Below are 23,349 nucleotides of genomic sequence, written 5' to 3' on the forward strand. Positions count from 1 at the left end.
ATGGGCACCGGAAGCGCAGAAAATCGCCATTTGCAGACCGCCCTCACGTGAATTCTAGAGCGGAATCGAGCGATCGTCTGCAAAGGCCTGTAGCAAGGCTCGCATCGGCAATTTCTGGCTGGGCGCCATTAGATTGTCGTCGAAAAAGGCCTTCAGTTCCTGCAGCGGCAGCTCGGTGAGCATCGCCTTGACCGGGCCGATCGATGCCGGCGACATGGAGATCGAGCGGAAGCCGAGACCGATCAGCGCCATGGCCGAGATCGGCTTGCCGGCCAGCTCGCCGCAGAGCGTCACCGGGGTGTCGTTGCGCACGCCGGCATCGGCAATCGTCTTCAGCACCCGCAGAAACGGCGTCGACAGGTTGTCGAAGCGGTCGGCGAGTTGGGTGTTGCCGCGATCGACGGCCATGACGAACTGGAAGAGGTCGTTGGAGCCGACCGAAACGAAATCCACCGCCTTCATCAATTCGTCGAGCTGGAACAGCAGCGACGGCACTTCCAGCATCGCGCCGAGCTTGAGGCTGGTGGGCAGGTGATGCGCGAAGCGCGACAAATGCCGGACCTCGCGGTCGATGATCTCGCGCGCCTGCGCGATTTCCGACAGCTCGGTCACCATCGGCAGCATCAGCTTCAGCTCGCGGCCGCCGCTGGCCTTAAGCAGCGCCCGTATCTGAGTCCTGAGCAGGCCGGGACGGTCGAGGGTGAGCCGGATCGCCCGCCAGCCCAGCGCCGGGTTCTCTTCCTGCACCGCGCCCTTGAAATAGGGCAGCACCTTGTCGCCGCCGATGTCTATGGTGCGGAAGGTGACCGGCTTGCCGCGCGCCGCCTCGAGCACGTCGCGGTAAAGCCGTTCCTGCGCCTCGGCGCGGGGGAAGGTCGAGGCAACCATGAACTGCAATTCGGTGCGGAACAGGCCGATGCCGGCGGCGCCCGATTCGGTCAGCTGCGGCAGGTCGACCGCCAGGCCCGCATTCATCAGCAGATCGACCGGAACCCCGTCCTTGGTCAGCGACGGCTTCTTGCGCAGCTCGCGATAGACTTCCTGTCGCCGCGCCCTGAAGCGGACTTTTTCGGCATAGGCGGCTTCCAGGTCGGATTGCGGCCTGAGATGGATGGTGCCTTCCTCGCCGTCGACGATGATGGCGTCGCCGTTTTCCGCCATGGAAACGGCGCCCTTCATTTGTCCGGCGACGGGAATGCCCATGGCGCGCGCGACGATCACGACATGGCTGGTGGCGGCGCCGTCCTCCAGCACCAGGCCGCGCAGCTTGTCGCGCGGATAATCGAGCAGCTCGGCCGCGCCCATCGAGCGGGCGACGATGATGGCGTCCTTGGGCAGCGAGGCCGCGACATCTTCCGGACCGCGTCCCATCAGCTGGCGCAGCAACCGGTTTGCGAGGTCGTCGAAATCGCTCATCCGCTCGCGCAGATAAGGGTCGGTCATGTGCAGCATGCGCGCGCGCATGTCGCTCTGCACCTTTTCGACGGCGGCTTCCGCCGTCAGGCCGTTTCGGATCGCCTCTTCCAGCCGCCGCACCCAACCGCTGTCGTTGGCGAACATGCGATAGGCCTCAAGCACCTCGCGGTGCTCGCCCTCGAACGCGACCTCGCGCCGCTCCAGCATGTCGTCGATGGAGAGCCGGAGCGAGCCGAGTGAGGACTGCAGCCGGCGCACCTCCTCCTCGCTGTCCTCGTTGAAGAGGTTGGTGACGACGATGCGCGGCTCGTGCAGCACGACATGGCCGAGCCCGACGCCCTCATTGAAGGAAAGGCCGGTGAAGCTCACCGGGCGGCGCAGGTCGAGTTCCAGCCCCGGCTTGGTCAGGCGGGCGAGATCGCCGGTGGCGATCATCTCGGCGATCACCATCGCCGTCGTTTCCAGCGCCTCGACCTCGTCGTCGCGGTAATGGCGCATGGTCTTGTTCTGCACCACCAGCACGCCTAGCGTGCGCCCTGCCCGCAGCACCGGTACGCCGAGGAAGGAGTTGTATATCTCTTCGCCCGTCTCCGGCAGGTAGGCGAAAGCCGGATGCTCCTGCGCATTGGATAGATTGAGCGGTCGCGCGCTGGCGGCGATCGTGCCGACCAGGCCCTGCCCGAGCCGCAGCTGCGCCAGGTGGACGGCGTTGGGGTTCAAACCTTCGGTGGCGTAGAGCTCGAGCACCGAATCCGCGCGCAGCACGTAGAGCGAGCAGACTTCGGCGACCATGTTGGAGGCGATGTCGCGCACGATGCGGTCGAGCCGCTCCTGCGGCTCCAGCGGCTCCTGCATGAGCTCGCGAAGCCGTTTGAGCAGAACGCGCGGGCCACTGGCCGTATCACGCATCGCGGCTTGTTCTCCAATGGGCATTTCGCCCGCCGCAGTTTCTCCCGCGGCCGGCGTTCACGCAACAACTGACTCAGTTCTTGCTATTGCTTATCGAGCCCGTAGACGGAATGCAAAGTACGAACTGCAAGTTCCGTATAGGGACCGTCGATCAGTATCGAGATTTTGATCTCGGAAGTGGTGATGGCGCGGATGTTGATCGCCTTGTCGGCCAGCGCCTTGAAGGCGGTGGCGGCGACGCCGGCGTGGCTGCGCATGCCGATGCCGATGACCGAGACCTTCGACATGCCGGCTTCCGACTGGACGACGTCGTAGCCGACATCGGGTTTCAGCCTCTCCAGCACGGCAAGCGCCTTGTCGACATCGCCGGACGGCACGGTGAAGGTCATATCGGTGAACTTGCCGTCCTCGGAGATGTTCTGGACGATCATGTCGACATTGATGTTGGCTTCGGCCAGCGGGCCGAAGATGCCGGCGGCAACGCCTGGACGGTCGCCGACGCGGCGCAGCGAGATCTGCGCTTCGTCCTTGGCGTAGGCAATTCCGGTGACGACCTGCTGTTCCACGATCTCTTCCTCGTCGCAAATAAGCGTTCCGGGCGGATTGAGCAAATCCCCCATTCCGGGCGCGTCGGGATCGTCGAAGGACGACCGCACGAAGGTACGCACCCTGTGTACCATGGCAAGCTCGACCGAGCGCACTTGCAGCACCTTGGCGCCGAGCGAAGCCATTTCGAGCATTTCCTCGAACGAAATCTTGGCCAGCCGACGGGCTTTCGGCTCGATACGAGGGTCGGTCGTGTAGACGCCGTCGACATCGGTATAGATGTCGCAACGGTCGGCCTTGACCGCCGCCGCGATCGCCACGGCGCTGGTGTCGGAGCCGCCGCGGCCGAGCGTCGATATGCGGTTGTCCGGGCCGATGCCCTGGAAACCAGCGATGACCGCCACCTGGCCCTCGCCGAAGCGCTTGATCAGGAAGGCGCCGTCGATATCAAGGATGCGTGCTGCGCCATGCGCGTTGTCGGTCTTGATCGGGATCTGCCAGCCCTGCCAGGACCGTGCATGGATGCCCATGTTCTGCAGCGTGATCGCCAGGAGACCGGCCGTGACCTGCTCGCCCGACGCGACAACGGCGTCATATTCGCGCGCGTCGTGCATGGGCGAGGCTTCGCGGGTCCAGCCGACCAGCTCGTTGGTCTTGCCGGCCATCGCCGAGACCACCACGGCAACCTCGTGGCCGGCATCGACCTCGCGTTTGACATGGCGCGCCACGTTGCGGATGCGGGCGATGTCGGCGACCGAGGTTCCGCCGAATTTCATCACGATACGCGCCATGGAAGCGAAATGCCTTTGACTGAAGCCGGCTCGAGCCCGGAACGAGAGGAAACGCCGGGTAAGCCCGGCGCCGGAATGCGCGGCCTCCTTAGCCAAAACAGCAACGCTTCGCAAGCGAGCGCGGCCAAGAGCGGCCCGGCACCGTCTATCCTGACAGAATCTTGTCGCCGATCATGCCATAAGACTGGCGAAACGGCGCGCTGGAGAGTCTCATGACCGAAACCCTGGAAATCGTCACCTTCCGCCTCAAGCCCGGCGCCGAAGCCGGCTTTGTCGCCAGCAACGGCGTCATCACTGACTGGCTCGCCCGGCAGCCAGGCTTCCTCAGCCGGCATCTCGGCCGGCGCGAGGACGGAAGCTGGGTGGATGTGGTGCGCTGGCAGAGCATGGAACAGGCCCAGGCGGCGGCCGACCGCATCATGGCCGAGATCGGCGGCAGCGAAGCCGTGCAGGCGATCGAGCCGACCAGCGTCGCCATGAACCACGCAACGATCGCGCTGTCGCGTTGATCACGACATTGCCGGTCGCGCGCTCGCGGCTCAGGTAGCGCTTCGCCACAGACCGGGATAGTCGAGAACGAAACCGGCCGGCGAGACCGTCAGGACAGCATCGTAGCCGTACACGGGTGCGGCATAAGCATAGCGGCTGTCGTCGAGCCGCCGGTAGGTCTGTTCGAGACGCGAGAGCCTGAGTTCAGGAAAGGCCAGATAAGCGGCCGGCGCCGGCGCCGCCATGCCGTCGCCAAGCTCGAGCCGACGGATCGCCAGAAGATTGGTGGCGGGCGTGAAGCCGAGATCGACGTCGACGAGGCCGGCAACCTCCGCCTGGCTTGCGCCGTTCAGCAGCCACTGGCCGTCGGCAAGACGTTCAATCTGATAATGCATCTCCCGCATCCCGCAAAAGCCGTCGACCCGCGCCCTGCGGGTACGCCAGCTCAGGTCGCAATCCACCTCATAGGCAAGGCCGCACGGACCGGCGTCGTGGGCGAAAAGCGCATGGCCCTTGAGAGTCCGGCTGTCATCCGTCTCGCCAAGCAGGCAAGCGTCGTGCCCCTCCAGGTTGAGCCGTTGCCAAAGGATCGAAGCCAGAATTCGCATTTTCGCACAGCTCCCGTCTCGGTCTCGCTCCCTGTTCATGACAGCTTTTCGTTCGCCCATCCGATTTGTTTCGGCAGCGCGGCAACCAAGCTGTCAGGTGCTGACAGAACGCGGCCTGATCCATCGACATGGTTGGACCTGCCGGCGGTCTGACGTCAGCAGCAAAAAACCCGCCTTGACATTCCCTCCCCCGCGCCCGACTTCCTAGCGTTCCCCGACTTCTTGGCGTTCGAGGAGACCCGCCTATGCCAGAGCCCCGCCGATCGACCATCGATGCCGGAGAAGTGGAACGCTTCTCCGCCCTTGCCGCCGAATGGTGGAACCCGAATGGCAAGTTCCGTCCGCTGCACAAGTTCAATCCGGTGCGGCTTGCCTATATCCGCGATCAGGTTGCGGCCCGTTTCGGCCGCGATCCGCGCGCGGCGCGGCCTTTCGATGGCCTGCGCTTCCTCGATATCGGCTGCGGCGGCGGTTTGCTGTGCGAGCCGATGGCCAGGCTTGGCGCCGAAGTGGTCGGCGCCGATGCTTCCGCGACCAACATCGAAGTGGCGAAGCTGCACGCGGCGGAGGCCGGCGTCAGCGTCGACTACCGCGCCACCACGGCCGAGGCGCTGGCCGATGCCGGCGAGACCTTCGATGTCATCCTGAACATGGAAGTGGTCGAGCATGTCGCCGATGTCGACCTGTTCGTGGCCAAATGCGGCCAGATGGTCCGCCCCGGCGGCATCATGTTCGTCGCCACCATCAACCGCACGCTGAAAGCGCTCGGCCTTGCCATCATCGGCGCCGAATATCTGCTGCGCTGGCTGCCGCGCGGCACGCATCAGTTCGGCAAGCTGGTCCGTCCGGAGGAGCTTGCGAAGGCGCTGGGCGCTGCCGGGCTCACGGTGATCGACCGCACCGGCGTCATCTACCATCCGCTGGCCGACCGCTGGCAGAAATCCAGGGACATGGACGTCAATTACATGGTGTTGGCGGAGAAAGCTTCGGTCTGATCGGCGGCAAGCCGGACCGCCCGCCTCACGCCTCCAGTGGCCGGCGGCAACGAGAACTAGAGCGTTTCACCGTTTCACGGACAAGGCGAACCGCTCTATCTCTTTGTTTTGACGCAATTCCGGACGGAAAACCGCTCACACTTTTTCTGGAATTGCTCTAGCTGCGGGACGCCGCCGGCTCGACCCGGACCGGCGCCGGCGCGCCGGTCTGGCTTTGCGCGTTGGTCGTGATGAAGACGCCGGCGGTGATGATGGCGGCGCCCAGCCAGGTCAGAAGCTGGTAGTGCTCGCCGAGGAAGATCGTGCCGGCGAACAGGCCGACGGCCGCCGCCACATAGCCGATCTGGCTGAGATAGACCGGCCCGCCGACCGCCTGCAGGCGAAAGAAGAAGGCGAACATCGCCGAGGCCGACGCTACCTGGCCGACGACCACGAGCGGCACGCCGCCGAGCGGAATGAAGGCACGCGTGCCCAGAAGCGTAAAAATGCCGATGAGGAGGAGCGTGGCCGAGGCCAGATGGCTGCCGACCGCAAGCTCGATCGGGCCGGTGCCTTGCGGCCAGTCGACGGTGCGGTAGATGTTGCCGGCGGCAAGGCTGACCGGGATGAGCAGCCCGATCGCCACCCAGAAATAGTCGGCCGGCTGCCCTGCCTCGCCGCGCGTCAGCGCGACCATCACCGCGCCGACAAAGCCGACGGCGATGCCGATGACCCCGAGCAGATTGGGGCGCCTGACACCGAGCACGATCGAGAACACCAGCGTGATCACCGGCGACAGGGTGAACATGATGCCGGTGTAGCCGGCGCCGAGATGCGGGATGGCCGAGAACATCAAAAGATTGGGAATGGCGTAGGAAATCGCGGCGGTGACGAAGAAATAGCGCAGCTTGTGCGGCGTCAGCCGGATGCGCTCGCCGCCCAGCAGAAGCGCCAGAAACAGCACGCCGCCTGCGCCCAGCGAGATGACGAAGGCCCAGGCCATGGCCGGCACCCCGGCAGCGGTGGCGAGCTTGCCGAACGGCAGCGTCATGCCCAGCAGGCTGCCCGTCACGACCAGAAGCCAAATCGCTGAATCCCAGAGAAGTCTCATTGGTTCGTCCTGTCCCTGCGAGACCGCTTGGCGGCCAGTTCCTGTTGCAGTAAGATAATACAAAGATTCTTTATGTCAAGATACTTTATGGTGAGCAACATGGATCGAGCAGACAAAGCCATGGAGCAGTGGCGACGGGAGCGACCGGACCTCGACGTGTCGCCGATGGGCGTCATCGGGCGGCTGAACGAGGTCTCGGCGCTCATCGCGCGCGACCGCCTGGCGCCGGTCTTCGTCCGCTTCGGGCTGCAGTCCGGCGAATTCGATGTGCTGGCGACATTGCGCCGTTCCGGCGCGCCCTATGCGCTGACGCCGACCGAGCTTTACGAGGCGACGATGGTGACGTCGGGTGCCATGACCGCGCGCCTCGACCGGCTGGAGAAGGCCGGCCTTATCCAGCGCGCGCCGCATCCCAACGATCGGCGCGGTGTGGTGGTGCAATTGACCGGGAAAGGCCTCGAGCTCATCAACGAAGCGCTTGCCGCCCACGTCGCCAACGAGCACGAAATCCTCGCCGGCCTGACACGCGAGGATCGGGAAATGCTGGCGAAACTGCTGGAAAAACTGATCGGAAGCTTGGGCCAAACCTCTGCCTAGCGTATGCCTCCTGCTTTCCACCTTCGTGAACTTGCGCCAAGGTGTATTGAGATTCAGGTCAGGCCGAGCCGAGAATGGTGGCTTACGAGAACCGGAGCGGAGCGTACTTAAAGTACGTGAGCACCGGAAGCGCAGGAAGCCGCCATTCGCAGGCCGGCATCACCTGAATATCGACACACCTCAGTTCCGGTCGTCCGGAAAGCTCGGAATCGGCATGAACTCGACGCCGTCCTCGACGAGGCTTTGCGCCTCTTCCGGCGTCGCTTCGCCGTAGATGCCACGTGGATCGGTCTCGCCAAAATGGATCTTGCGCGCTTCCTCGGCGAATTTGTCGCCGACATAGTCGGCATTTTCGCGTACCTTCTCGGCCAGTGCCTTGAGCTGCGCCAGCGCCTGCTTCTGCGCCTCGCCGATGGCCAAAGCGACCTTCTCTCGGCTGCGGGACGTTGAGACGGCCGGCGCCATCAACGCCTTCTCTATCCTGTGCGAGCCGCAGCGCGGGCAATCGACGAAACCGCGCTTCTTCTGGGTGTCGAAGTCGTCATTGCTGCGGAACCAGGCTTCGAATTCGTGCTCGTGTTCGCAGATCAGGGAAAAACGGATCAAGAGGCGGCACCCCTGAAACGCGGCGCTTCGCTTGTCGCGGCATTGACGGTGAAATCCCTCGCGTTCTTCAAATTGGGGATCTTGCGGCGCGCGGCAAGCGACTGCGCCGGATCGATCTCGGCGACGATCACCCCGGGTTCGTCATGCGCGGCCTCGGCGACGACGCGCCCCCACGGATCGACGATCAGCGAATGGCCATAAGTTTCGCGCCCGTCCTCATGCAGGCCGCCCTGCGCGGCGGCGATGACATAGGCGCCGTTCTCGATGGCGCGGGCGCGCAACAGCACGTGCCAATGCGCCTCTCCGGTCTGGCGCGTGAAAGCGGCCGGCACCGTCAGCACCTCGGCCCCGGCCATCGCCTCGGAGCGAAACAGCTGCGGAAAGCGCAGGTCGTAGCACACGGCAAAGCCGAGCCTCGTCCCCTCGATATCGGTCACGACCGCTTCCGTTCCCGGCTCGTAGGAGGCGGATTCACGCCAGCTTTCGCCATTGTCGAGGTCGACATCGAACATATGGATCTTGTCGTAACCGGCAATAAGGGCGCCGTCGGGCGAGAACAGGAACGCGCGGTTGGCGAGCTTGCCGTCGGCGCGCAGAATCGCCGTCGAGCCGACATGCAGAAAAATGCCGAGCTCCTTCGCCAGCCTGCGCGCGGTCGCGACGACCACGTCCTTGTCTTCGGTGGTGAAGGCGGCCGCCCCCGTCTGCTTGTCGCGGATCAGCGCACCGGTCATTTCCGGCGTCTGGACGTAGGTGGCACCCTGATGTGCAGCATCGCGGACCAGTCTTTCCATGTCGGCCGCATTGCGCTCCGGGCTGGTCCCCGAACGCATCTGCACCGCCGCCGCCTTGAAAACACCCATGATCAAGCCCTCGCTTCGTTGGCAAGCAGCACGTCCAGCCGGCCCTGCGACTCCAATTCATGGAGATCGTCGCAGCCGCCGACATGCGTGTCGCCGATGAATATCTGCGGAAAAGTGGTGCGCCCATGTGCCCGTGAAATCATTTCCTGACGCAATGCCGGCGAGAATGAGGCATCGTGCTCGGTATAGGTCACGCCCTTGCGCTCGAGCAACCGCTTGGCGGCCGTGCAGTAACCGCACATCATGCGCGTATAGATCGTCACATCGACCATCAATCAGCAATCCTGCCTATCCACGTCGCCCGACAGTTGCGCGAAAACGACATGCACCAAAACAACAACTTAAGCACTATATAGTTGCAGACTCATCGGCTCGGAAGTCCCCCGGCAGAACGCGCGCGAAGGTCAGCACGTCGACCGCTCCGGCGCCGCCTTTCTTCAGCGCCTTGGCGACGGCCCGCACCGTTGCGCCGGTGGTATAGACATCGTCGACCACGAGCACCCGGCGCCCCGCTATCTCGATTTCAGCGTCCGGCGGCACGCGAAACGCGGCGCGCACATTCTCCTCGCGCTCGTGCCGTTCGAGCCCGACCTGCTGGCGCGTCAGCTTCACGCGCCTGACCGCGGATGGCGAGAAGGGCAACCCGCTGAGCCTTGCAACGGCCCGTCCTAGTTCCGCGGACTGGTTGAACTGGCGCCGGAAGAAGCGCCGCCAGTGCAACGGGACCGGCACGACCAGGTCGGCCTCCGCAATCAGTTCCGCGCCGGCGCGCATCATCCAGTTTGCCATCCAGGGCGCGAGGTCGGTGCGGTCCTGATATTTCAGCCCTTGCACCATCTGCCGCGCGACGCCCGAATAGAGGACGGCGGCCCGCGCCCGTTCGAAGGGCGGCGGATCGGCGATCGCCTCGGCGGAAAGAAACCCCTCGCCCATGTCGTGCGTGAAGGGCGTGCCCATCACCGGGCACCAGGGTTTTTCCAGCAGCCTAAGCTTCGGCCAGCAGGCGCCGCACAGCACGCCGGGTTGCGACACATGACGACGGCAGCCGGCGCAAACCGGCGGAAACAACAGCCGCGCCGGCCAGGCCAGTGCCTGCCGCGTCATATCCTGGACCGCTGTGGTCTTGATCTTGTGCACCGGATCGGCCACGTGAAAGGAAACCCCGCGCCACCTTAACACCACTCCGGCACGCGCGGACAACAGGAAGCTTTTCATTGCAGCCCTTGATCGACACCGAGCTCTGGCTCGCTCGCAAGCGCCGGGCACTCGCGCGCCCCGTCGAAGGCGCCGATTTCCTGATGCGCCGCGCCGCGGAGGACCTTGCCGACCGGCTGGGCGCCGTCGAACGCCGCTTCGGCAAGGCGGCCGCGCTGTTCTGTCAGACTTCAGCGGCGGTGGACGTGCTTGCCGGCAGCGGCAAGGTCGGCGAAATCGTGCGCGTCGAGATGGACGAAGCGCTTCTGGCCGGCGGCATCGGCCTGGTAGCGCCGCCTGAGACCGTGCCGTTCGAGGAGGCCAGCCTCGATCTCGTCGTCTCCCTGCTCTCGATGCATGCGATGAACGACATTCCCGGCGTGCTTGCGCAAATCCGCCGGGCGTTGCGACCGGACGGGCTTTTCCTCGGCGCTTTCGCCGGCGCGGGCACATTGGCGGAATTGCGCGAGAGCATGCTGGCGGCCGAGACGGAGCTTTACGGCGGCGCAAGCCCGCGCATCCTTCCCTTCACCGACGTGCGCGACGCCGGCGCGCTGTTGCAGCGCGCCGGCCTGGCGTTGACGGTCGCCGATGTCGAAACGGTCGCGGTGCGTTACGACACGCTGTTCGACCTCGCCGGCGACCTGCGCGCCATGGGCGAAACAAGCGCGCTCGTCGATCGCAGCCGCAGGCCGGCCGGCAGACGCCTTTTTGCCCGCGCCGCGGAGCTCTACGCCGAACGGTTCGCGGATCCGGATGGCCGTATCCGCGCGAGTTTTTCGATTGTCTGGATGTCCGGCTGGGCACCCGACGCCTCGCAGCAAAAGCCGCTCAAGCCGGGATCCGGCAAGGTCTCGCTCAAGGCGGTCCTGGAGAACCCGTCCAGGACCTGAGCGCCCCCCGTGATGCCGTCAGTGAGCGAAGGCGTTGGCAAGCTTGCTGTTGTTGTCGGTGAACAGCCACACCAGCCCGTCTGCCGCCTGTTTGACCCCGGCAACGATGGCCAGCGACAACACCGCGACGATCAGACCATATTCGACGGCCGTAGCGCCCGTTTCGTCTTGAATGAATTGCTGCAGCAGGTTTTTCATGATCACCGATCCCTCATGCAGAAACGCTAATCCCCTACCCGTTAAGAAAGGTTAACGGCAAAAGCTTAACAGCGAGTGAAACGCCGCCGCGCCGGAAAATCATTAACCAAGTCAGCACTCGCCGCTGCGGCTGCCGTCGTTGCGGATGACGCAGATTGAACTGGGAAAGGGCTGCAGCACGCTGCGGCGCACCGTATATGTATTGGGGCGGTGGCCGATCGATCCGGTCGCGGTCATGTCGACCCCGCCCGCGAAGCCGTCGCGAACGCTCTGCGGCCGGGTCTGGTTGTCCAGGAAAGGCGTTGCGATCAGCGCCAGCGCCACCGCCGCCGAGCCGAAGAGAAGCGTGATCCGCAGGATGCCCATGCCGGCGTCCACCGCGCGAAATCCCCGGTCGGGCCGGATCGAATCCCAGTCTCTTTCAAGGCTCATGCCGTGTTTCCCAGTCATCGACGATATCGCCGCGCGAAACGGCCTCGCGCAATTTTTCACGTCGAGATAAATCTTCCATTAACGCTGACTAAACCAGCTCCCGGAAACGTGCGGAAACACTCGGCCGCCCGGGAAACGCCCACCTGCCGCCAAGTCGGCGCGAAACTACAAAAGGTCGATGAGGAACTGGATCAGCGGCGCGTCGGCCGGCGGCATCGGGTAGTCGCGCATCTGCCGCGGCCTGACCCATTTGAGCCCCTGTCCTTCCCTGGGCTGCGCGATCCCACGAAAGCGGCGGCAGACATAGAGCGGCATCAAGAGATGGAAATCGTCATAGGAGTAGCTGGCGAAGGTGAGCGGCGCCAGGCACGGAATCTCGGTTTCGATGCCGAGTTCCTCATGCAGTTCGCGCACCAGGCACTCCTCCGGCGTCTCGCCGGGCTCGACCTTGCCGCCTGGAAACTCCCACAGGCCGGCAAGCTGCTTGCCTTCCGGGCGCTGCGCCAGAAGCACGCGCCGGTCGGTATCGACCAGCGCGCAGGCGGCGACCAGCAGCAGTCGCTTTCCGGCCGGCTTGACCTCGCTCATGCGCCCGGCGGCCGACGATAGTGGTAGCGATAGACTTCCTCGAAGCCGAGCGACCGGTAGAGCGAGAGCGCCGGCAGATTGCCGGCCTCGACCTGTAGCCAGGCCTCCCGCGCGCCGCGCAGCCGTGCCCATTTCAGCGCCGACAGGATGAGATTGCGGCCATGGCCCTTCTTGCGCGCCGACTTTTCGGTGGCGACCTCGAACAGACCCGCGAGATCGCCGTCATGAACGCAGATCAGCGTCGCCAGCGGCTCGTTGCCGTCCTCGAGCGCGAACAGCCCCGCTTCCGGCTGGATGGCGCCGATGACCTCGGACAGGCCGGGCCGCAGCGAGGCGTCCGAGCCGCTCGTCCTCAGCGAAGCGCCGATGAAACGGCTGATGTCCTTGAGCGGAATCTGGTCCATGGCCGCGCCAAGCTCGACCTCCTTCAGCGGCAACCGCATCACCAGGGATTCGTCGAACATGTTCCAGCCGGCCTTGTCGAGATGCGTGGACAAGACCTGTCCCGACAGCGGCGACATGCGAAAGGTGAGCGGCCTGCCATAGGCGTCGAAGCGTCTTGCGGCGCGGCCGATGCGCTCTTCGATGGCGTGCGTGTCGCCCGGATCGAGCGGATTGACGGAGTTGAGGCGCTTGGCGGGGAGACCTGCGGTCAGCCGCACGACCCAGGTCCCGTCATAATGGACGGCGGCCGCCGGCCAGGCGCGAAAACCCGCCGCCTCGTAGCGACGCACAACCGCGAGCACGCTTGCCGGATGCCTCGACACCGGCGCCATCAGCTCCGGTAATCGCCATTGATGGCGACATATTCCTTGGTGAGGTCGCAGGTCCACACCGTCGCCTTGCCGCGGCCGATGCCGAGATCGGCGCGGATGCGGATATCGTCGCGCTTCATATAGGCCGAGGTCGCTTCCTCCGAATAGGCCGGATCGCGCTCGCCCTCATGCGCCAGGCGGTTGTCGCCGAACCAGATCGACAGCCGGTCGCGGTCGGCCGGCTCGCCGGCCTTGCCGACGGCCATGACCACGCGGCCCCAATTGGCGTCCTCGCCGGCGACGGCCGTCTTGACCAGAGGCGAATTGGCGATCGAGAGCGCGATGCGCTTGGCCGAGCGGGCGGACTTCGCGCCGGTGACGGTGACCTCGACCTGCTTGCGCGCGCCCTCGCCGTCGCGCACCACCTGCAGCGCCAGCGACTTCAGCACCTTGCCGAGCGCCCGGCGGAAGGCGCCGAGCCGCGCGTCCTTGGGATCGCCGATCGCCGGCGCGCCGCGCGTCGCGGCCTTGCCGGTGGCGAAGAAGAGCAGCGTGTCGCTGGTCGAGGTGTCGCTGTCGACGGTCACCGCATTGAAGGTCTTGGCCGTGCCGCGCGACAGCAGGTCCTGTAGCACGGGAGCTGCGATCGGCGCGTCGGTGGCGATGAAGGAGAGCATCGTCGCCATGTCGGGCGCGATCATGCCGGCGCCCTTGGCGATGCCGTTGATGATGACGTCGGTGTCGCCGAGTTTGACCGTCGCCGTCGCCACCTTCGGATAGGTGTCCGTGGTCATGATCGCCTTGGCCGCCTCGGTCCACTGATCCGGCCTGCCGTCCTTAATCAGGCCGGCGAGCAGATGGCTGAATCTGGTCGTGTCGAGCGGCTCGCCGATGACGCCGGTCGAGGCCAGGAACACCTCGCTCTGCGAACATCCGGCGGCCTTCGCCGCCGCCTCGCCGGTCAGCGCGGTCGAAGCCTGGCCCTTCTTGCCGGTGAAGGCGTTGGCATTGCCGGAATTGACCACCAGGACACGCGCCTTGCCGGCGGGCAGGTTCTGACGGCAAAAGTCGACCGGCGCCGACGGGCATTTCGACCTGGTGAACACGCCGGCGACAGCCGTGCCCGGATCGAAGGCCATGGCCAGCAGGTCGGTTCTGTTGCGGTACTTGATGCCGGCTTCGGCGGTCGCGATGCGCACACCCTCGATGACCGGCATCTTCGGATATTTCTTCGGTGCGAGCGGCGAAATCGTAGCAGACATCGGTATCCCGGAGCGGCAAGAACACGAAAGGAAGGAAGCCGGTTTGCCCGATAGCGCGCGCCGGCGCAAGAGGCGTTCTGGCCGCGCCTTGCCGGCTTGGCCGGCGGCTTTGCAATTGGAAACACGTCGTTTCGTTTCGTCGCCGAAGCCAATATGATCGGCTGCAGATTCACCGGCCAAGGAAGACCTCGATGGGCGAAGCCGCCGCTCGCGGGCGCAAGTCGATCGGCGCAAAACGCAGTCCCGAGAGCGCCGATGCCATCCTCAATGCCGCCGAGGCGGTGTTGCGCGAGGCGGGCTATGCCGGCTTCTCGATCGAGGCCGTCGCCCGGCGGGCGCGGGCGGGAAAGCCGACCATCTATCGCTGGTGGCCGAGCAAGGCGGCCCTGCTGATCGAGGTTTACCAGCGGCAGAAGCGCGTCGAGACGCCCGACACCGGAAACGTCGAGGACGATCTGGCCGGCTTCCTCGAGAACCTGTTCGCGCATTGGCGCGACACCCCGTCGGGCAACATCTTCCGCTCGCTGATCGCAGAGGCGCAGTCGGACGAGACGGCCGCGGCCGCGCTTGCCGAATATTCAAAAGGACGCCGCAGCCATACCGGCCGGATGATCGAGCGGGCCAAGGCGCGCGGCGAGGTGGCGGCCGACGTCGATGCCGGGATCGTCGCCGACCTGGTCGCTTCTTTCGCCTGGCGGCATCTGCTGACCGAACGGCTCGACGAGGACAAGGCGGCGATCCGCGCCGCCATTCGCTACATCACGCGGGGCATAATGAACGCTTGACCCCCGAAAACGAAAGGGCGCCCTCGGGCGCCCTTTCAGAATTATCCAGCCGCCAGCGGATTACTTGCCGGCTTCCAGCGTGTCGATGTCCTTCTTGAGCTTCTCGTCCGGGATCTCGACCTTGGCGGCCGCACGCAGCTCCTTGACCATGGCGAAATACTTGTCGCGGATCACCGCCTGCTTGGCCTGGTCCTTGACGTCGTCGAAGGCCGGCGGCTGCTTGGCGCGCTTGTCCTCGACCTTGATGACGTGCCAGCCGAACTGCGACTGCACCGGCTCCTTCGAATATTTGCCGACGTCGAGCGCGAACGCCGCCTTGTCGAATTCCGGCACCATCTGCCCGGGGCCGAACCAGCCGAGATCGCCGCCGCTGGTCTTGCCGCTCGGATCGCTGGTGTGTTCGTTGGCGAGCTTCTGGAAATCGGCGCCGCCGTCGAGCTGCTTGATGATCGCCTCGGCCTCTTCCTTCGTCTTCACGAGGATGTGACGGGCATGGATTTCGTTGACCGGCGGCGTGTTGGCGATCTCCTGGTCATAGCGGGCGCGCACTTCGGCGTCCGTCACCTTGTCGACCACTTCCTTCTCGACGACCTCGCCATGCAGGGCTCGCGCCTGCAGGAAAGCCATGCGGCGCTGGAAGTCGGCGTCCTTGTCGAGGCCGCTGTCGACGGCCTTCTTGGCCATGACGCGGATTTCGATCGCCGCCGAGAGGGCCGCAGCGCGGCGCTGTTCAGGCGGCAGTTGCGCGAACTGCTGCGACAGTTCGCCTTCGGCGAGCCGAAGATCGGCCTCGGTCAGCTTCTCGCCATTGACGGTGGCGATCACGGCATTGGGATCGACCGGAGCAGCCGCGGGCGCCGTGGCGTCCGGCTGGGCGGGCTTGGTCTCTTGCGCCATCAGCGGCGACAGGCAAAGAGCCGAGAGCCCGAAGGCCAGACCGAGGCTGGCGAGCGAGGCGCGGCGGATCGACAGGGACATCAAGATAAGCTCCAATGGGGATTGCCAATAAGGATCGCGTGAGCGGAAGGGTTCCAGATCAGTCGAATTGTGGCGGAATTTGGCGCTGCCGATAGGGCTAACGCGGCGTTGACATCGATTGAGCCCCCTCTTATCTGTCCAACGACTTGGCGTCCAGAACCGTTTTCCGGGCGCTTTTTGCGTTTGTCCGCACTCACGCGGATTTGATGGGCCCGCCAGGTGCCTGTCGCAAACGGCTAAATTGCTATCGAAAGGGCCATTGGATGGTCAGTCTCGGCGGTCTCGCCCGTAAGGTTTTCGGTTCTTCCAACGACCGCCGCGTCAAGTCGACCCGGCCAAGGGTCGAAGCCATCAACGCCATGGAAAACGAGATGCGGGCGCTTTCCGATGCCGAGCTTGCGGGGCGCACGGAAAAGTTCCGCCAGGATCTGGCCAACGGCGCTGCGCTCGACGATCTCTTGGTTCCGGCTTTCGCCACGGTGCGCGAGGCGGCCCGCCGCGTGCTTGGCATGCGCCCCTTTGACGTGCAATTGATCGGTGGCATGGTGCTGCACAATGGCGGCATCGCCGAGATGCGCACCGGCGAGGGCAAGACGCTGGTCGCCACCTTGCCGGTTTACCTCAATGCGCTCGCCGGCAAGGGCGTGCATGTTGTCACCGTCAACGACTATCTCGCCAAGCGCGACGCCGAATGGATGGGCCGCGTCTACAAATTCCTCGGCCTCAACGTCGGCGTCATCGTCCACGGCCTTTCCGACGAGGAACGCCGTGAGGCCTACGCCTGCGACGTCACCTATGCCACCAACAACGAGCTCGGCTTCGACTATCTGCGCGACAACATGAAGTATGAGCGCTCGCAGATGGTGCAGCGTGGACACTCGTACGCCATCGTCGACGAGGTCGATTCCATCCTGGTCGACGAAGCGCGCACGCCGCTGATCATTTCCGGTCCGCTCGAAGACCGCTCGGAAATGTACAACACCATCGACACCTTCATGCTGAAGCTCGGCCCGGCCGACTATGAGGTCGACGAGAAGCAGAAGACGACGATCTTCACCGAGGACGGCACCGAGAAGCTGGAAAACATGCTGCGCGACGCCGGCCTGTTGAAGGGCGAGTCGCTCTATGACGTCGAGAACGTCGCCATCGTCCATCACGTCAACAACGCGCTGAAGGCGCACCTGTTGTTCCAGAAGGACAGGGACTACATCGTGCGCAATGGCGAGATCGTCATCATCGACGAGTTCACCGGCCGCATGATGCCGGGCCGCCGCTATTCGGAAGGCCTGCACCAGGCGCTCGAGGCCAAGGAGCACGTGCAGATCCAGCCCGAGAACCAGACGCTGGCCTCCGTCACCTTCCAGAACTATTTCCGCCTCTACAAGAAGCTTGCCGGCATGACCGGCACGGCGCTGACCGAGGCGGAGGAATTCGGCAACATCTACGGCCTCGAGGTCACCGAAATCCCGACCAACCTGCCGGTCATTCGCAAGGATGAGGACGATGAGGTCTACCGGACGGTCGAGGAGAAGTACAAGGCGATCGTCAGGGAAATCCGCGAAGCCAGCGCCAAGGGCCAGCCGACGCTGGTCGGCACCACCTCGATCGAAAAATCCGAGCAGCTGGCCGAGCGCCTGCGCAAGGACGGCTTCAAGGACTTCGAAGTGCTGAACGCCCGTCACCACGAGCGCGAGGCGGCCATCGTCGCCCAGGCCGGCAAGCCCGGCGCCATCACCATCGCCACCAACATGGCCGGCCGCGGCACCGACATCAAGCTCGGCGGCAATGCCGAGATGCGCATCGCGGAGGAACTTGGAGACATGCCCGAGGGCCCCGAGCGCGAGGCCAGGGAAAGGGAAATCCACGCCGACGTCGAGCGCCTGAGGGAAAAGGCGCTGGCCGCCGGCGGCCTCTATGTTCTGGCCACCGAACGCCACGAATCGCGCCGCATCGACAACCAGCTTAGAGGTCGTTCGGGAAGACAGGGCGATCCCGGACGGTCGAAATTCTTCCTGTCGCTGCAGGACGACCTGATGCGCATCTTCGGCTCCGAGCGCATGGACGGCATGCTGCAGAAGCTCGGCCTCAAGGAAGACGAGGCGATCATCCATCCCTGGATCAACAAGGCGCTCGAGAAAGCGCAGAAGAAGGTCGAGGCGCGCAACTTCGACATCCGCAAGAACCTCCTGAAATATGACGACGTTGCCAACGACCAGCGCAAGGCGGTGTTCCAGCGGCGCATCGAGCTGATGGACGGAGAAGGTCTCGCCGAAACCATTGCCGAGATGCGCGAAGGCGTCATCGAGGAGATCGTCGCCAAGAACATCCCCGAAAACGCCTATGCCGAGCAGTGGAACGTTGCCGGTCTCAAGGAGGAAGTGGCGCAGTACCTCAACCTCGACCTGCCGGTCGAGGAATGGGTCAAGGAAGAAGGTATCGCCGAGGATGACATTCGCGAGCGCATCACGGCCGCCGCCGACGCCGCCGCCAAGGAGCGCGCCGACCGCTTCGGCCCCGATGTGATGAACTATGTCGAACGCTCGGTGGTGCTGCAGACGCTCGACCATCTGTGGCGCGAGCACATCGTCAATCTCGACCATCTGCGCTCGGTCGTCGGCTTCCGCGGCTACGCCCAGCGCGACCCGCTGCAGGAATACAAGAGCGAGGCCTTCGAGCTGTTCCAGGCCATGCTCGGCAATCTGGAGCAGGCCGTCACCGCACAGCTGATGCGCGTCGAGCTGGTGCGCCAGGCGGCCGATGCGCCGCCGCCTGAAGCGCCCGAGATGTTCGGCAGCCATATCGACGGCTCCACCGGCGAGGATGATTTCCAGGGCGGCGAGACCGCGCTTCTGGTGCGTCAGGACACCAACGCCGTCGTCGCACCGGAAAACCGCGATCCGAAGAACCCCGCGAGCTGGGGCAAGGTCGGCCGCAACGAACTCTGCCCCTGCGGCTCCGGCAAGAAGTACAAGCACTGCCACGGCACGTTCGCCTGACGCCTATTTCCTTCTCCCCGTTCAACGGGGAGAAGGTGCCCGAAGGGCGGATGAGGGGCAGCGCCGGGGCCGGCGGTTTCCTTCAGGCGCAGAAAACAAGCCTCACACCAGACCCGACGCGCGCGCCGCGGCAGCCGCTTCGCCGCGCGAGATGACCTCCAGCTTCTCCAGCACGGCCGAAACGTGGTGATCGACCGTCTTGGGCGAAATGGTCAGATGCGCGGCGATCTTCTTGTTGGAAAAGCCTCGCTCGAGAAGTTCCAGGACTTCCATCTGGCGCTGCGTGAGGCCGGCCTGGTTGGCGCGCGTCGCCTGTCGCGGCCCTCTCGCGATGTGACTGACGCCGCTTTCCCGCATGAGGCTGCGCGCCTGCTGCGCGACCGCCCTCGCGCCAAGGTCCTCGAAAATGGCGAGCGCCTCGCGCTGCGCCGCTTCGTCGCCGAGCAGCAAGGCCATTGCCTGTTCGAAAGGCGCCCCCATGTCGGCCCATAACCTGGCGGCGGCGCGCCAATCGCCCGTCAATTGCAGGCGGTGCGGCTCCGCCATGCCGTCCGTGTCGCCGGGTTCGGATCCCGGCGACAACAGTTCCCGCCAGGTGGCAAGTTCGCCGAACACGGCCGGCGTTGGCGCGAGATTTTCGGCAACCGCGATCAGCCGCAAGGCTTCCTGCTTGTCGGCTTGTCCAAGCCAGGCCGATTCGGCCAGCACCTGGGCAAACGCCACGAGGCGCTGCAGCTCCATGCCCTTGTCCAGGAATCGCCTCATCTCTTCGACGATCGGCTCGGCCGACGGGTCGCCGCGGCGGATGCGCAATCGTGCCAGCGCCACCAGCGACGGATAGCGCACCAGCGGCGTCGTTGCGTCGTCGTCGACAACCTCATGCGCCATTGTCGCGGCGTCGTTCCAGAAGCCGCGGCGAAGCAAAAGCTGCGCCTGCACGCCGCGCATGTAGTCGCGCCATGTCGCGAGATCGTTCTCGACGCAATAGCCGATGCCGCGATCCAGGAACGACGCCGCCTCCTTGAAGTTGAGCCTGTTCATCTCGACGCAGGCGCAGTTCGTGAAGGCGCGCGCCGCATGCTCCTGGTAGTTGCCCGACAGCGCAATCCCAAGACTGCGGGCGAGATCGCGCCGCCCCTTGGCAAAATCCAGCCATTGTCTGGCGGCGCCGACATTGTTCAGCGCATGACATAGAATGTCCGCCCGGTTGAGCCGCTCCGCCAGCTCGACCGCCTTGCCGCCGAGCGAAAGGGCGTCCTCGAGCCGCTCGGCCAGCATCGCCAGTTGCGAGAGGTTCGAATAAGCCATCGCCAGCTCGGCGCTGTCGGGCGCGGTCTCCAGAAGCCCCACGGCCTGCTCTCCGAAACGGTCCGCTGCCTCGCGATCGCCGAGCAGATAGGCAAAGCGCGACAGACATCTGAGGCTGTCGCCTTCCTTGAGCCGGTCGCCCAGCGCCTGGCGCAGCTGGCGTGCCCGGCCCTGCGCCTCCATCGCCGCCTCGACGCGGCCGATCAGGTGGCACTCGAAGGCATGCCCCTCGTAGAGCTCCGCCCGCTTTTCGATCGGCAGGATATCCGCATAGCGCAGCGCGACCTCGTAATAGCCCGCCGCATCGCGATGCGCGCCGACGCGGGATGCCTCGCGCGCGGCGACCGGCGCGAGCTCGCGCACCACGTCGAGGCTTTGCGCTTCCACGGCATGATGCACCAGCCTTGCGGTGGCGACTTGCGGATTTTCCCGCAATGCCGCCAGCGCGCGCTCATTGTACTCGCGTCGTTTGCTGGGCGTCAGCGCCATCTCGATGGCCGTGCGGGCGATCTCGTGCCGGAAGGCGTAGCCATCGCCGAAATCCTCAAGCAGGCCGTTGGCCACGCATTCGGCGAGCTGGCCGGCGGCGGCGATCCCGCAAAGGCCGCTCAGCGCCCAGGCATCGGCGCGGCGCGGAAACACCGAGACCGCGTCGAGCATCGAACGGGCGCCCGGCGACAATCTTTCGGCGCGCGCCAGCACGGCGTCGCGGACGCTCGCCGGCAACGCGCCATCGCCTGCGGCGGCGAGCAGCTCGGTGACGAAGAAGGCGTTGCCCGCCGTTGCGCGGTAGATCGCGTCGCCGTCGCGCTCGGCCGCCGCGGCGAGCGAGAGCACCGCGTTTTCGCTGAGCAGCGGCACTTCTATGCGCTGGATATTGCCGGCGGGTATTTCGCCGAGTGCGCGGCGCACGCGCATCTGTCCTTCGCTGCGGTCGGTGCGCGCCGTGATCAGAAGCAGGATATGCGTGTTTGCAATGCGCCGGCCGAGGAAACGCACGAAATCGAGCGTCGCGTCATCGGCCCAGTGCAGGTCCTCGATGACGAGCAGGGATGGACCTTTCGCTTCGAAAACGTCGAGCGCCTCGGAAAACAAGGGCAGCCGCTGCACCTGGCGGTCGTCGATCGCTCGCGGCGGCTCCCATTGCGCCTCGCGCGCCAGATCGTAAAGCGGCCCCAGGGGATCGGGAATGGAGAGATCCTCGCAGGCGCTGCGAAGCACGGTCAGGTCGTTGCCCAAGCGGCTTGCGAACGCCTCGGCCAGCGCCGTCTTGCCGGCGCCGGCCTCCCCCGACAGGACCACGACGCGGCCACGGCCGCCTGTTGCATCCGCCAGCAAGGCATCCATTTGCTGCAGCTGCGTCTGCCGTTCCAGAAGCATTGTCACCCTCTCGCCAAATCAGAATTTCCATCGTGGCGGGCCGCCGCCGCGATAGCCTGGGAAACGGCGCGACAATGTGACTTTCCACACACTGAGGTGCCATCTTCCACATAAAACGTCGCAAAGATAGGGATTCGTCCCGGCCAATATGGGGAATGGCCCCGATGCGCGCCTTCCGCGAAGGTGATTTCTGCTGGGTCGCGCTTGAACCGAGCGCAATTCACCAATGAAAGGAAACCGATCGTGCCTCGTTACCTGATTGAGCGTACCTTCCCCGATGGGCTGCACGTGCCGATGAACGACGCCGGCGCAGCCGCGATGGGCGGCGTCATCGCCCGCAATGCCGAGAAAGGCGTAACCTGGGTGCAATCCTTCGTCTCGCCCGACAAGAGCAAGAGCTTCTGCATCTACGATGCGCCCTCGCCGGAGGCGATCCGCAGCACCGCGCAGAAGAATTCGCTTCCCGTCGACAAGATCACGGAGGTCCGGGTCCTCGACCCCTACTTTTATCGCTGATCGGGCAGACCATGTTGGGCAGACCATACCCGTCGCGGCGGACCTGACGCCGTGCCAGAAGACGAGGCTGCATCCGCCGCGGCGGACATCGTCCCGTCACGGCGCGGCTTCATGCGACGGGCTGTGTCGGCGTTGCTTTCGCCCCTGCGACACCGGCGACGCTTTCTGCCACCGCAGGACGACTACCTGAGACGCGACATCGGCCTGCACGAGCGGGAAAACCCGCGCGAATACTGGGAATATTGGTGGCATCACAGCTGATCCCGCACCGGGCAATTCCAGGAAAAGTGCGCAGCGGTTTTCCGTCCGGAATTGCGCAAAACAAAGACTTGGAGCGGTTCGTTCGGTGAACCGCTCTGGTCGGGATCAGCGACCATCCCTTTAACAAACAGGCGCCGCCGGCGTTCGGAGTTGGCCTACCGGCCGACTGCCGCCGCTTGCGCGCCTCAATTGGAGAGACAAATGAACATTCAGACCTTAATCAAATGCGTTGTCGGCGCTTCTGCCTCGATCATCATGCTGATGGCGGGCGCGGCCACGGCCGAAACCGTCAATCCGCTTGCCGAAAAGGTGCGGGCGCTCGACAGCCGCTTCGAGGACGTCGCCGTGGCGAAAGCCGAAGGCTACGCGCCGATCCCCTGCGCCAGCGGCCTCACCGGCGGCGCCATGGGCATCCACTACGTCAACGCCGCCTATCTGAAGGACGACGCCGTCGACGTCGCCAAGCCGGAAGCGGTGATGTACGAGCCGATGGCCGACGGCACGTTGAAGCTGATCGCGGTCGAATACATCACCGCGAAGGGCCCGGCCTCGCTCGAAGGCCATCTGTTCAACTTCAACACCGCGCCCAACCGCTACGGCCTCGGCCCGTTCTACGAGTTGCACGTCTGGGCCTGGAAGCAGAACCCCACCGGCGCCTTCGCCGACATGAACCCGAACGTGACCTGCGACGCCATGCAGGGGATGTGAGCAGCGCTCTAGCCTTCTCCCCTTGTGGGGTCCGAAGGACGGGCGAGACCCGTGGCTCGCCCCGGGCGGTGGATCGGCGCGATAGCGCCGAGACGGATGAGGGGTGTTCCAGCGGAGTGAGAGGTCTGCGTTCCCTGGAACACCCCTCATCCGTCGCCTTCGGCGACACCTTCTCCCACAAGGGG

Annotated in this window: 24 protein-coding genes; 9 read left to right on the forward strand and 15 right to left on the reverse strand. The window is 65.0% G+C overall.

The features are described 5' to 3' along the window. Positions 1-54 precede the first annotated feature (54 nt). Both ptsP and FJ423_RS31375 read right to left on the reverse strand, forming a co-directional pair. Entirely contained in the window at positions 55-2,325 is a 2,271-nt protein-coding gene (gene ptsP, locus FJ423_RS31370) for a phosphoenolpyruvate--protein phosphotransferase (RefSeq protein WP_140632771.1), read from the reverse strand. 83 nt (positions 2,326-2,408) lie between these two features. After that, on the reverse strand, positions 2,409-3,662 hold the full coding sequence (locus tag FJ423_RS31375) for an aspartate kinase (RefSeq protein WP_140847379.1): 1,254 nt from the start codon (positions 3,660-3,662) through the stop codon (positions 2,409-2,411). Positions 3,663-3,874: 212 nt separating this feature from the next. Between FJ423_RS31375 and FJ423_RS31380 the strand changes: the two genes are divergently transcribed. Continuing rightward, positions 3,875-4,171 (forward strand): antibiotic biosynthesis monooxygenase, encoded by a 297-nt coding sequence (locus FJ423_RS31380; RefSeq protein ID WP_140847382.1) that lies wholly within the window; start codon positions 3,875-3,877, stop codon positions 4,169-4,171. 30 nt (positions 4,172-4,201) lie between these two features. On the opposite strand, the gene FJ423_RS31385 is transcribed toward FJ423_RS31380, so the two are convergent. Continuing rightward, positions 4,202-4,759: a putative glycolipid-binding domain-containing protein gene (locus FJ423_RS31385; protein WP_140847385.1), complete on the reverse strand. Its 558-nt coding sequence runs from the start codon at positions 4,757-4,759 to the stop codon at positions 4,202-4,204. A gap of 245 nt (positions 4,760-5,004) precedes the next feature. On the opposite strand from FJ423_RS31385, the gene ubiG reads away from it, so the two are divergent. After that, positions 5,005-5,754: a bifunctional 2-polyprenyl-6-hydroxyphenol methylase/3-demethylubiquinol 3-O-methyltransferase UbiG gene (ubiG, locus tag FJ423_RS31390; protein WP_095767522.1), complete on the forward strand. Its 750-nt coding sequence runs from the start codon at positions 5,005-5,007 to the stop codon at positions 5,752-5,754. 157 nt (positions 5,755-5,911) lie between these two features. On the opposite strand, the gene FJ423_RS31395 is transcribed toward ubiG, so the two are convergent. Next, on the reverse strand, positions 5,912-6,844 hold the full coding sequence (locus FJ423_RS31395) for a DMT family transporter (protein ID WP_140847388.1): 933 nt from the start codon (positions 6,842-6,844) through the stop codon (positions 5,912-5,914). A 99-nt stretch (positions 6,845-6,943) separates the two neighbouring features. On the opposite strand from FJ423_RS31395, the gene FJ423_RS31400 reads away from it, so the two are divergent. Then, positions 6,944-7,441, forward strand: a complete 498-nt coding sequence (locus FJ423_RS31400; protein ID WP_140847391.1) for a MarR family transcriptional regulator — start codon at positions 6,944-6,946, stop codon at positions 7,439-7,441. 180 nt (positions 7,442-7,621) lie between these two features. On the opposite strand, the gene FJ423_RS31405 is transcribed toward FJ423_RS31400, so the two are convergent. The 4 genes from FJ423_RS31405 to FJ423_RS31420 all read right to left on the reverse strand — a co-directional run bounded on the left by FJ423_RS31405 (position 7,622) and on the right by FJ423_RS31420 (position 10,059). After that, positions 7,622-8,047, reverse strand: a complete 426-nt coding sequence (locus FJ423_RS31405; RefSeq protein WP_140692522.1) for a DUF1178 family protein — start codon at positions 8,045-8,047, stop codon at positions 7,622-7,624. Next, the gene (locus tag FJ423_RS31410) at positions 8,044-8,910 is read right to left on the reverse strand and encodes a carbon-nitrogen hydrolase family protein (protein ID WP_140847394.1); all 867 of its coding nucleotides are present in this window, start codon (positions 8,908-8,910) and stop codon (positions 8,044-8,046) included. The genes FJ423_RS31405 and FJ423_RS31410 overlap by 4 nt, the downstream gene beginning before the upstream one ends. 2 nt (positions 8,911-8,912) lie before the next feature. Further along, on the reverse strand, positions 8,913-9,182 hold the full coding sequence (gene grxC, locus FJ423_RS31415; RefSeq protein WP_095767517.1) for a glutaredoxin 3: 270 nt from the start codon (positions 9,180-9,182) through the stop codon (positions 8,913-8,915). Positions 9,183-9,258: 76 nt separating this feature from the next. Continuing rightward, complete coding sequence (locus FJ423_RS31420) at positions 9,259-10,059, reverse strand: ComF family protein (RefSeq protein WP_140847397.1); 801 nt, start codon at positions 10,057-10,059, stop codon at positions 9,259-9,261. Between the two features lie 65 nt (positions 10,060-10,124). On the opposite strand from FJ423_RS31420, the gene FJ423_RS31425 reads away from it, so the two are divergent. Beyond that, positions 10,125-10,997: a methyltransferase domain-containing protein gene (locus FJ423_RS31425; RefSeq protein ID WP_140847399.1), complete on the forward strand. Its 873-nt coding sequence runs from the start codon at positions 10,125-10,127 to the stop codon at positions 10,995-10,997. An 18-nt stretch (positions 10,998-11,015) separates the two neighbouring features. On the opposite strand, the gene FJ423_RS31430 is transcribed toward FJ423_RS31425, so the two are convergent. From FJ423_RS31430 to argJ, 5 genes are all read right to left on the reverse strand, one after another. Continuing rightward, positions 11,016-11,195 carry a Flp family type IVb pilin gene (locus tag FJ423_RS31430; RefSeq protein WP_140847402.1) on the reverse strand — a complete coding sequence of 60 codons (180 nt, stop codon included), beginning with the start codon at positions 11,193-11,195 and terminating at the stop codon, positions 11,016-11,018. A 111-nt stretch (positions 11,196-11,306) separates the two neighbouring features. After that, the gene (locus FJ423_RS31435; protein ID WP_140847404.1) at positions 11,307-11,627 is read right to left on the reverse strand and encodes a hypothetical protein; all 321 of its coding nucleotides are present in this window, start codon (positions 11,625-11,627) and stop codon (positions 11,307-11,309) included. Between the two features lie 165 nt (positions 11,628-11,792). Continuing rightward, positions 11,793-12,215 carry a (deoxy)nucleoside triphosphate pyrophosphohydrolase gene (locus FJ423_RS31440; protein ID WP_140847406.1) on the reverse strand — a complete coding sequence of 141 codons (423 nt, stop codon included), beginning with the start codon at positions 12,213-12,215 and terminating at the stop codon, positions 11,793-11,795. Then, entirely contained in the window at positions 12,212-12,991 is a 780-nt protein-coding gene (locus tag FJ423_RS31445) for a GNAT family N-acetyltransferase (RefSeq protein ID WP_176477018.1), read from the reverse strand. The genes FJ423_RS31440 and FJ423_RS31445 overlap by 4 nt, the downstream gene beginning before the upstream one ends. Then, positions 12,991-14,232 carry a bifunctional glutamate N-acetyltransferase/amino-acid acetyltransferase ArgJ gene (argJ, locus tag FJ423_RS31450; protein ID WP_140847409.1) on the reverse strand — a complete coding sequence of 414 codons (1,242 nt, stop codon included), beginning with the start codon at positions 14,230-14,232 and terminating at the stop codon, positions 12,991-12,993. Before argJ ends, FJ423_RS31445 begins: the two co-directional genes overlap by 1 nt. A 191-nt stretch (positions 14,233-14,423) precedes the next feature. Between argJ and FJ423_RS31455 the strand changes: the two genes are divergently transcribed. Beyond that, on the forward strand, positions 14,424-15,017 hold the full coding sequence (locus FJ423_RS31455) for a TetR/AcrR family transcriptional regulator (RefSeq protein WP_095767511.1): 594 nt from the start codon (positions 14,424-14,426) through the stop codon (positions 15,015-15,017). A 60-nt stretch (positions 15,018-15,077) separates the two neighbouring features. On the opposite strand, the gene FJ423_RS31460 is transcribed toward FJ423_RS31455, so the two are convergent. After that, a complete protein-coding gene (locus FJ423_RS31460; RefSeq protein ID WP_095767510.1) occupies positions 15,078-15,995 on the reverse strand; it encodes a peptidylprolyl isomerase in 918 nt (305 codons plus the stop codon). A 263-nt stretch (positions 15,996-16,258) separates the two neighbouring features. Between FJ423_RS31460 and secA the strand changes: the two genes are divergently transcribed. Continuing rightward, entirely contained in the window at positions 16,259-18,991 is a 2,733-nt protein-coding gene (gene secA / locus FJ423_RS31465; protein ID WP_140847412.1) for a preprotein translocase subunit SecA, read from the forward strand. Positions 18,992-19,093: 102 nt separating this feature from the next. Here the strand turns inward: secA and FJ423_RS31470 are convergent, their stop codons facing one another. Continuing rightward, positions 19,094-21,679, reverse strand: coding sequence for a LuxR family transcriptional regulator (locus tag FJ423_RS31470; protein ID WP_140847415.1), 2,586 nt, complete (start codon positions 21,677-21,679; stop codon positions 19,094-19,096). A 243-nt stretch (positions 21,680-21,922) separates the two neighbouring features. On the opposite strand from FJ423_RS31470, the gene FJ423_RS31475 reads away from it, so the two are divergent. The 3 genes from FJ423_RS31475 to FJ423_RS31485 all read left to right on the forward strand — a co-directional run bounded on the left by FJ423_RS31475 (position 21,923) and on the right by FJ423_RS31485 (position 23,164). Next, on the forward strand, positions 21,923-22,195 hold the full coding sequence (locus tag FJ423_RS31475) for a DUF4242 domain-containing protein (protein WP_140847417.1): 273 nt from the start codon (positions 21,923-21,925) through the stop codon (positions 22,193-22,195). Positions 22,196-22,246: 51 nt separating this feature from the next. Next, positions 22,247-22,456, forward strand: coding sequence for a hypothetical protein (locus FJ423_RS31480; protein WP_140847420.1), 210 nt, complete (start codon positions 22,247-22,249; stop codon positions 22,454-22,456). A gap of 255 nt (positions 22,457-22,711) precedes the next feature. Beyond that, complete coding sequence (locus FJ423_RS31485) at positions 22,712-23,164, forward strand: hypothetical protein (protein ID WP_140847423.1); 453 nt, start codon at positions 22,712-22,714, stop codon at positions 23,162-23,164. Positions 23,165-23,349: the final 185 nt, after the last annotated feature.

The sequence above is a fragment of the Mesorhizobium sp. B2-8-9 genome, assembly GCF_006439475.1.
Classification (GTDB): Bacteria; Pseudomonadota; Alphaproteobacteria; order Rhizobiales; family Rhizobiaceae; genus Mesorhizobium.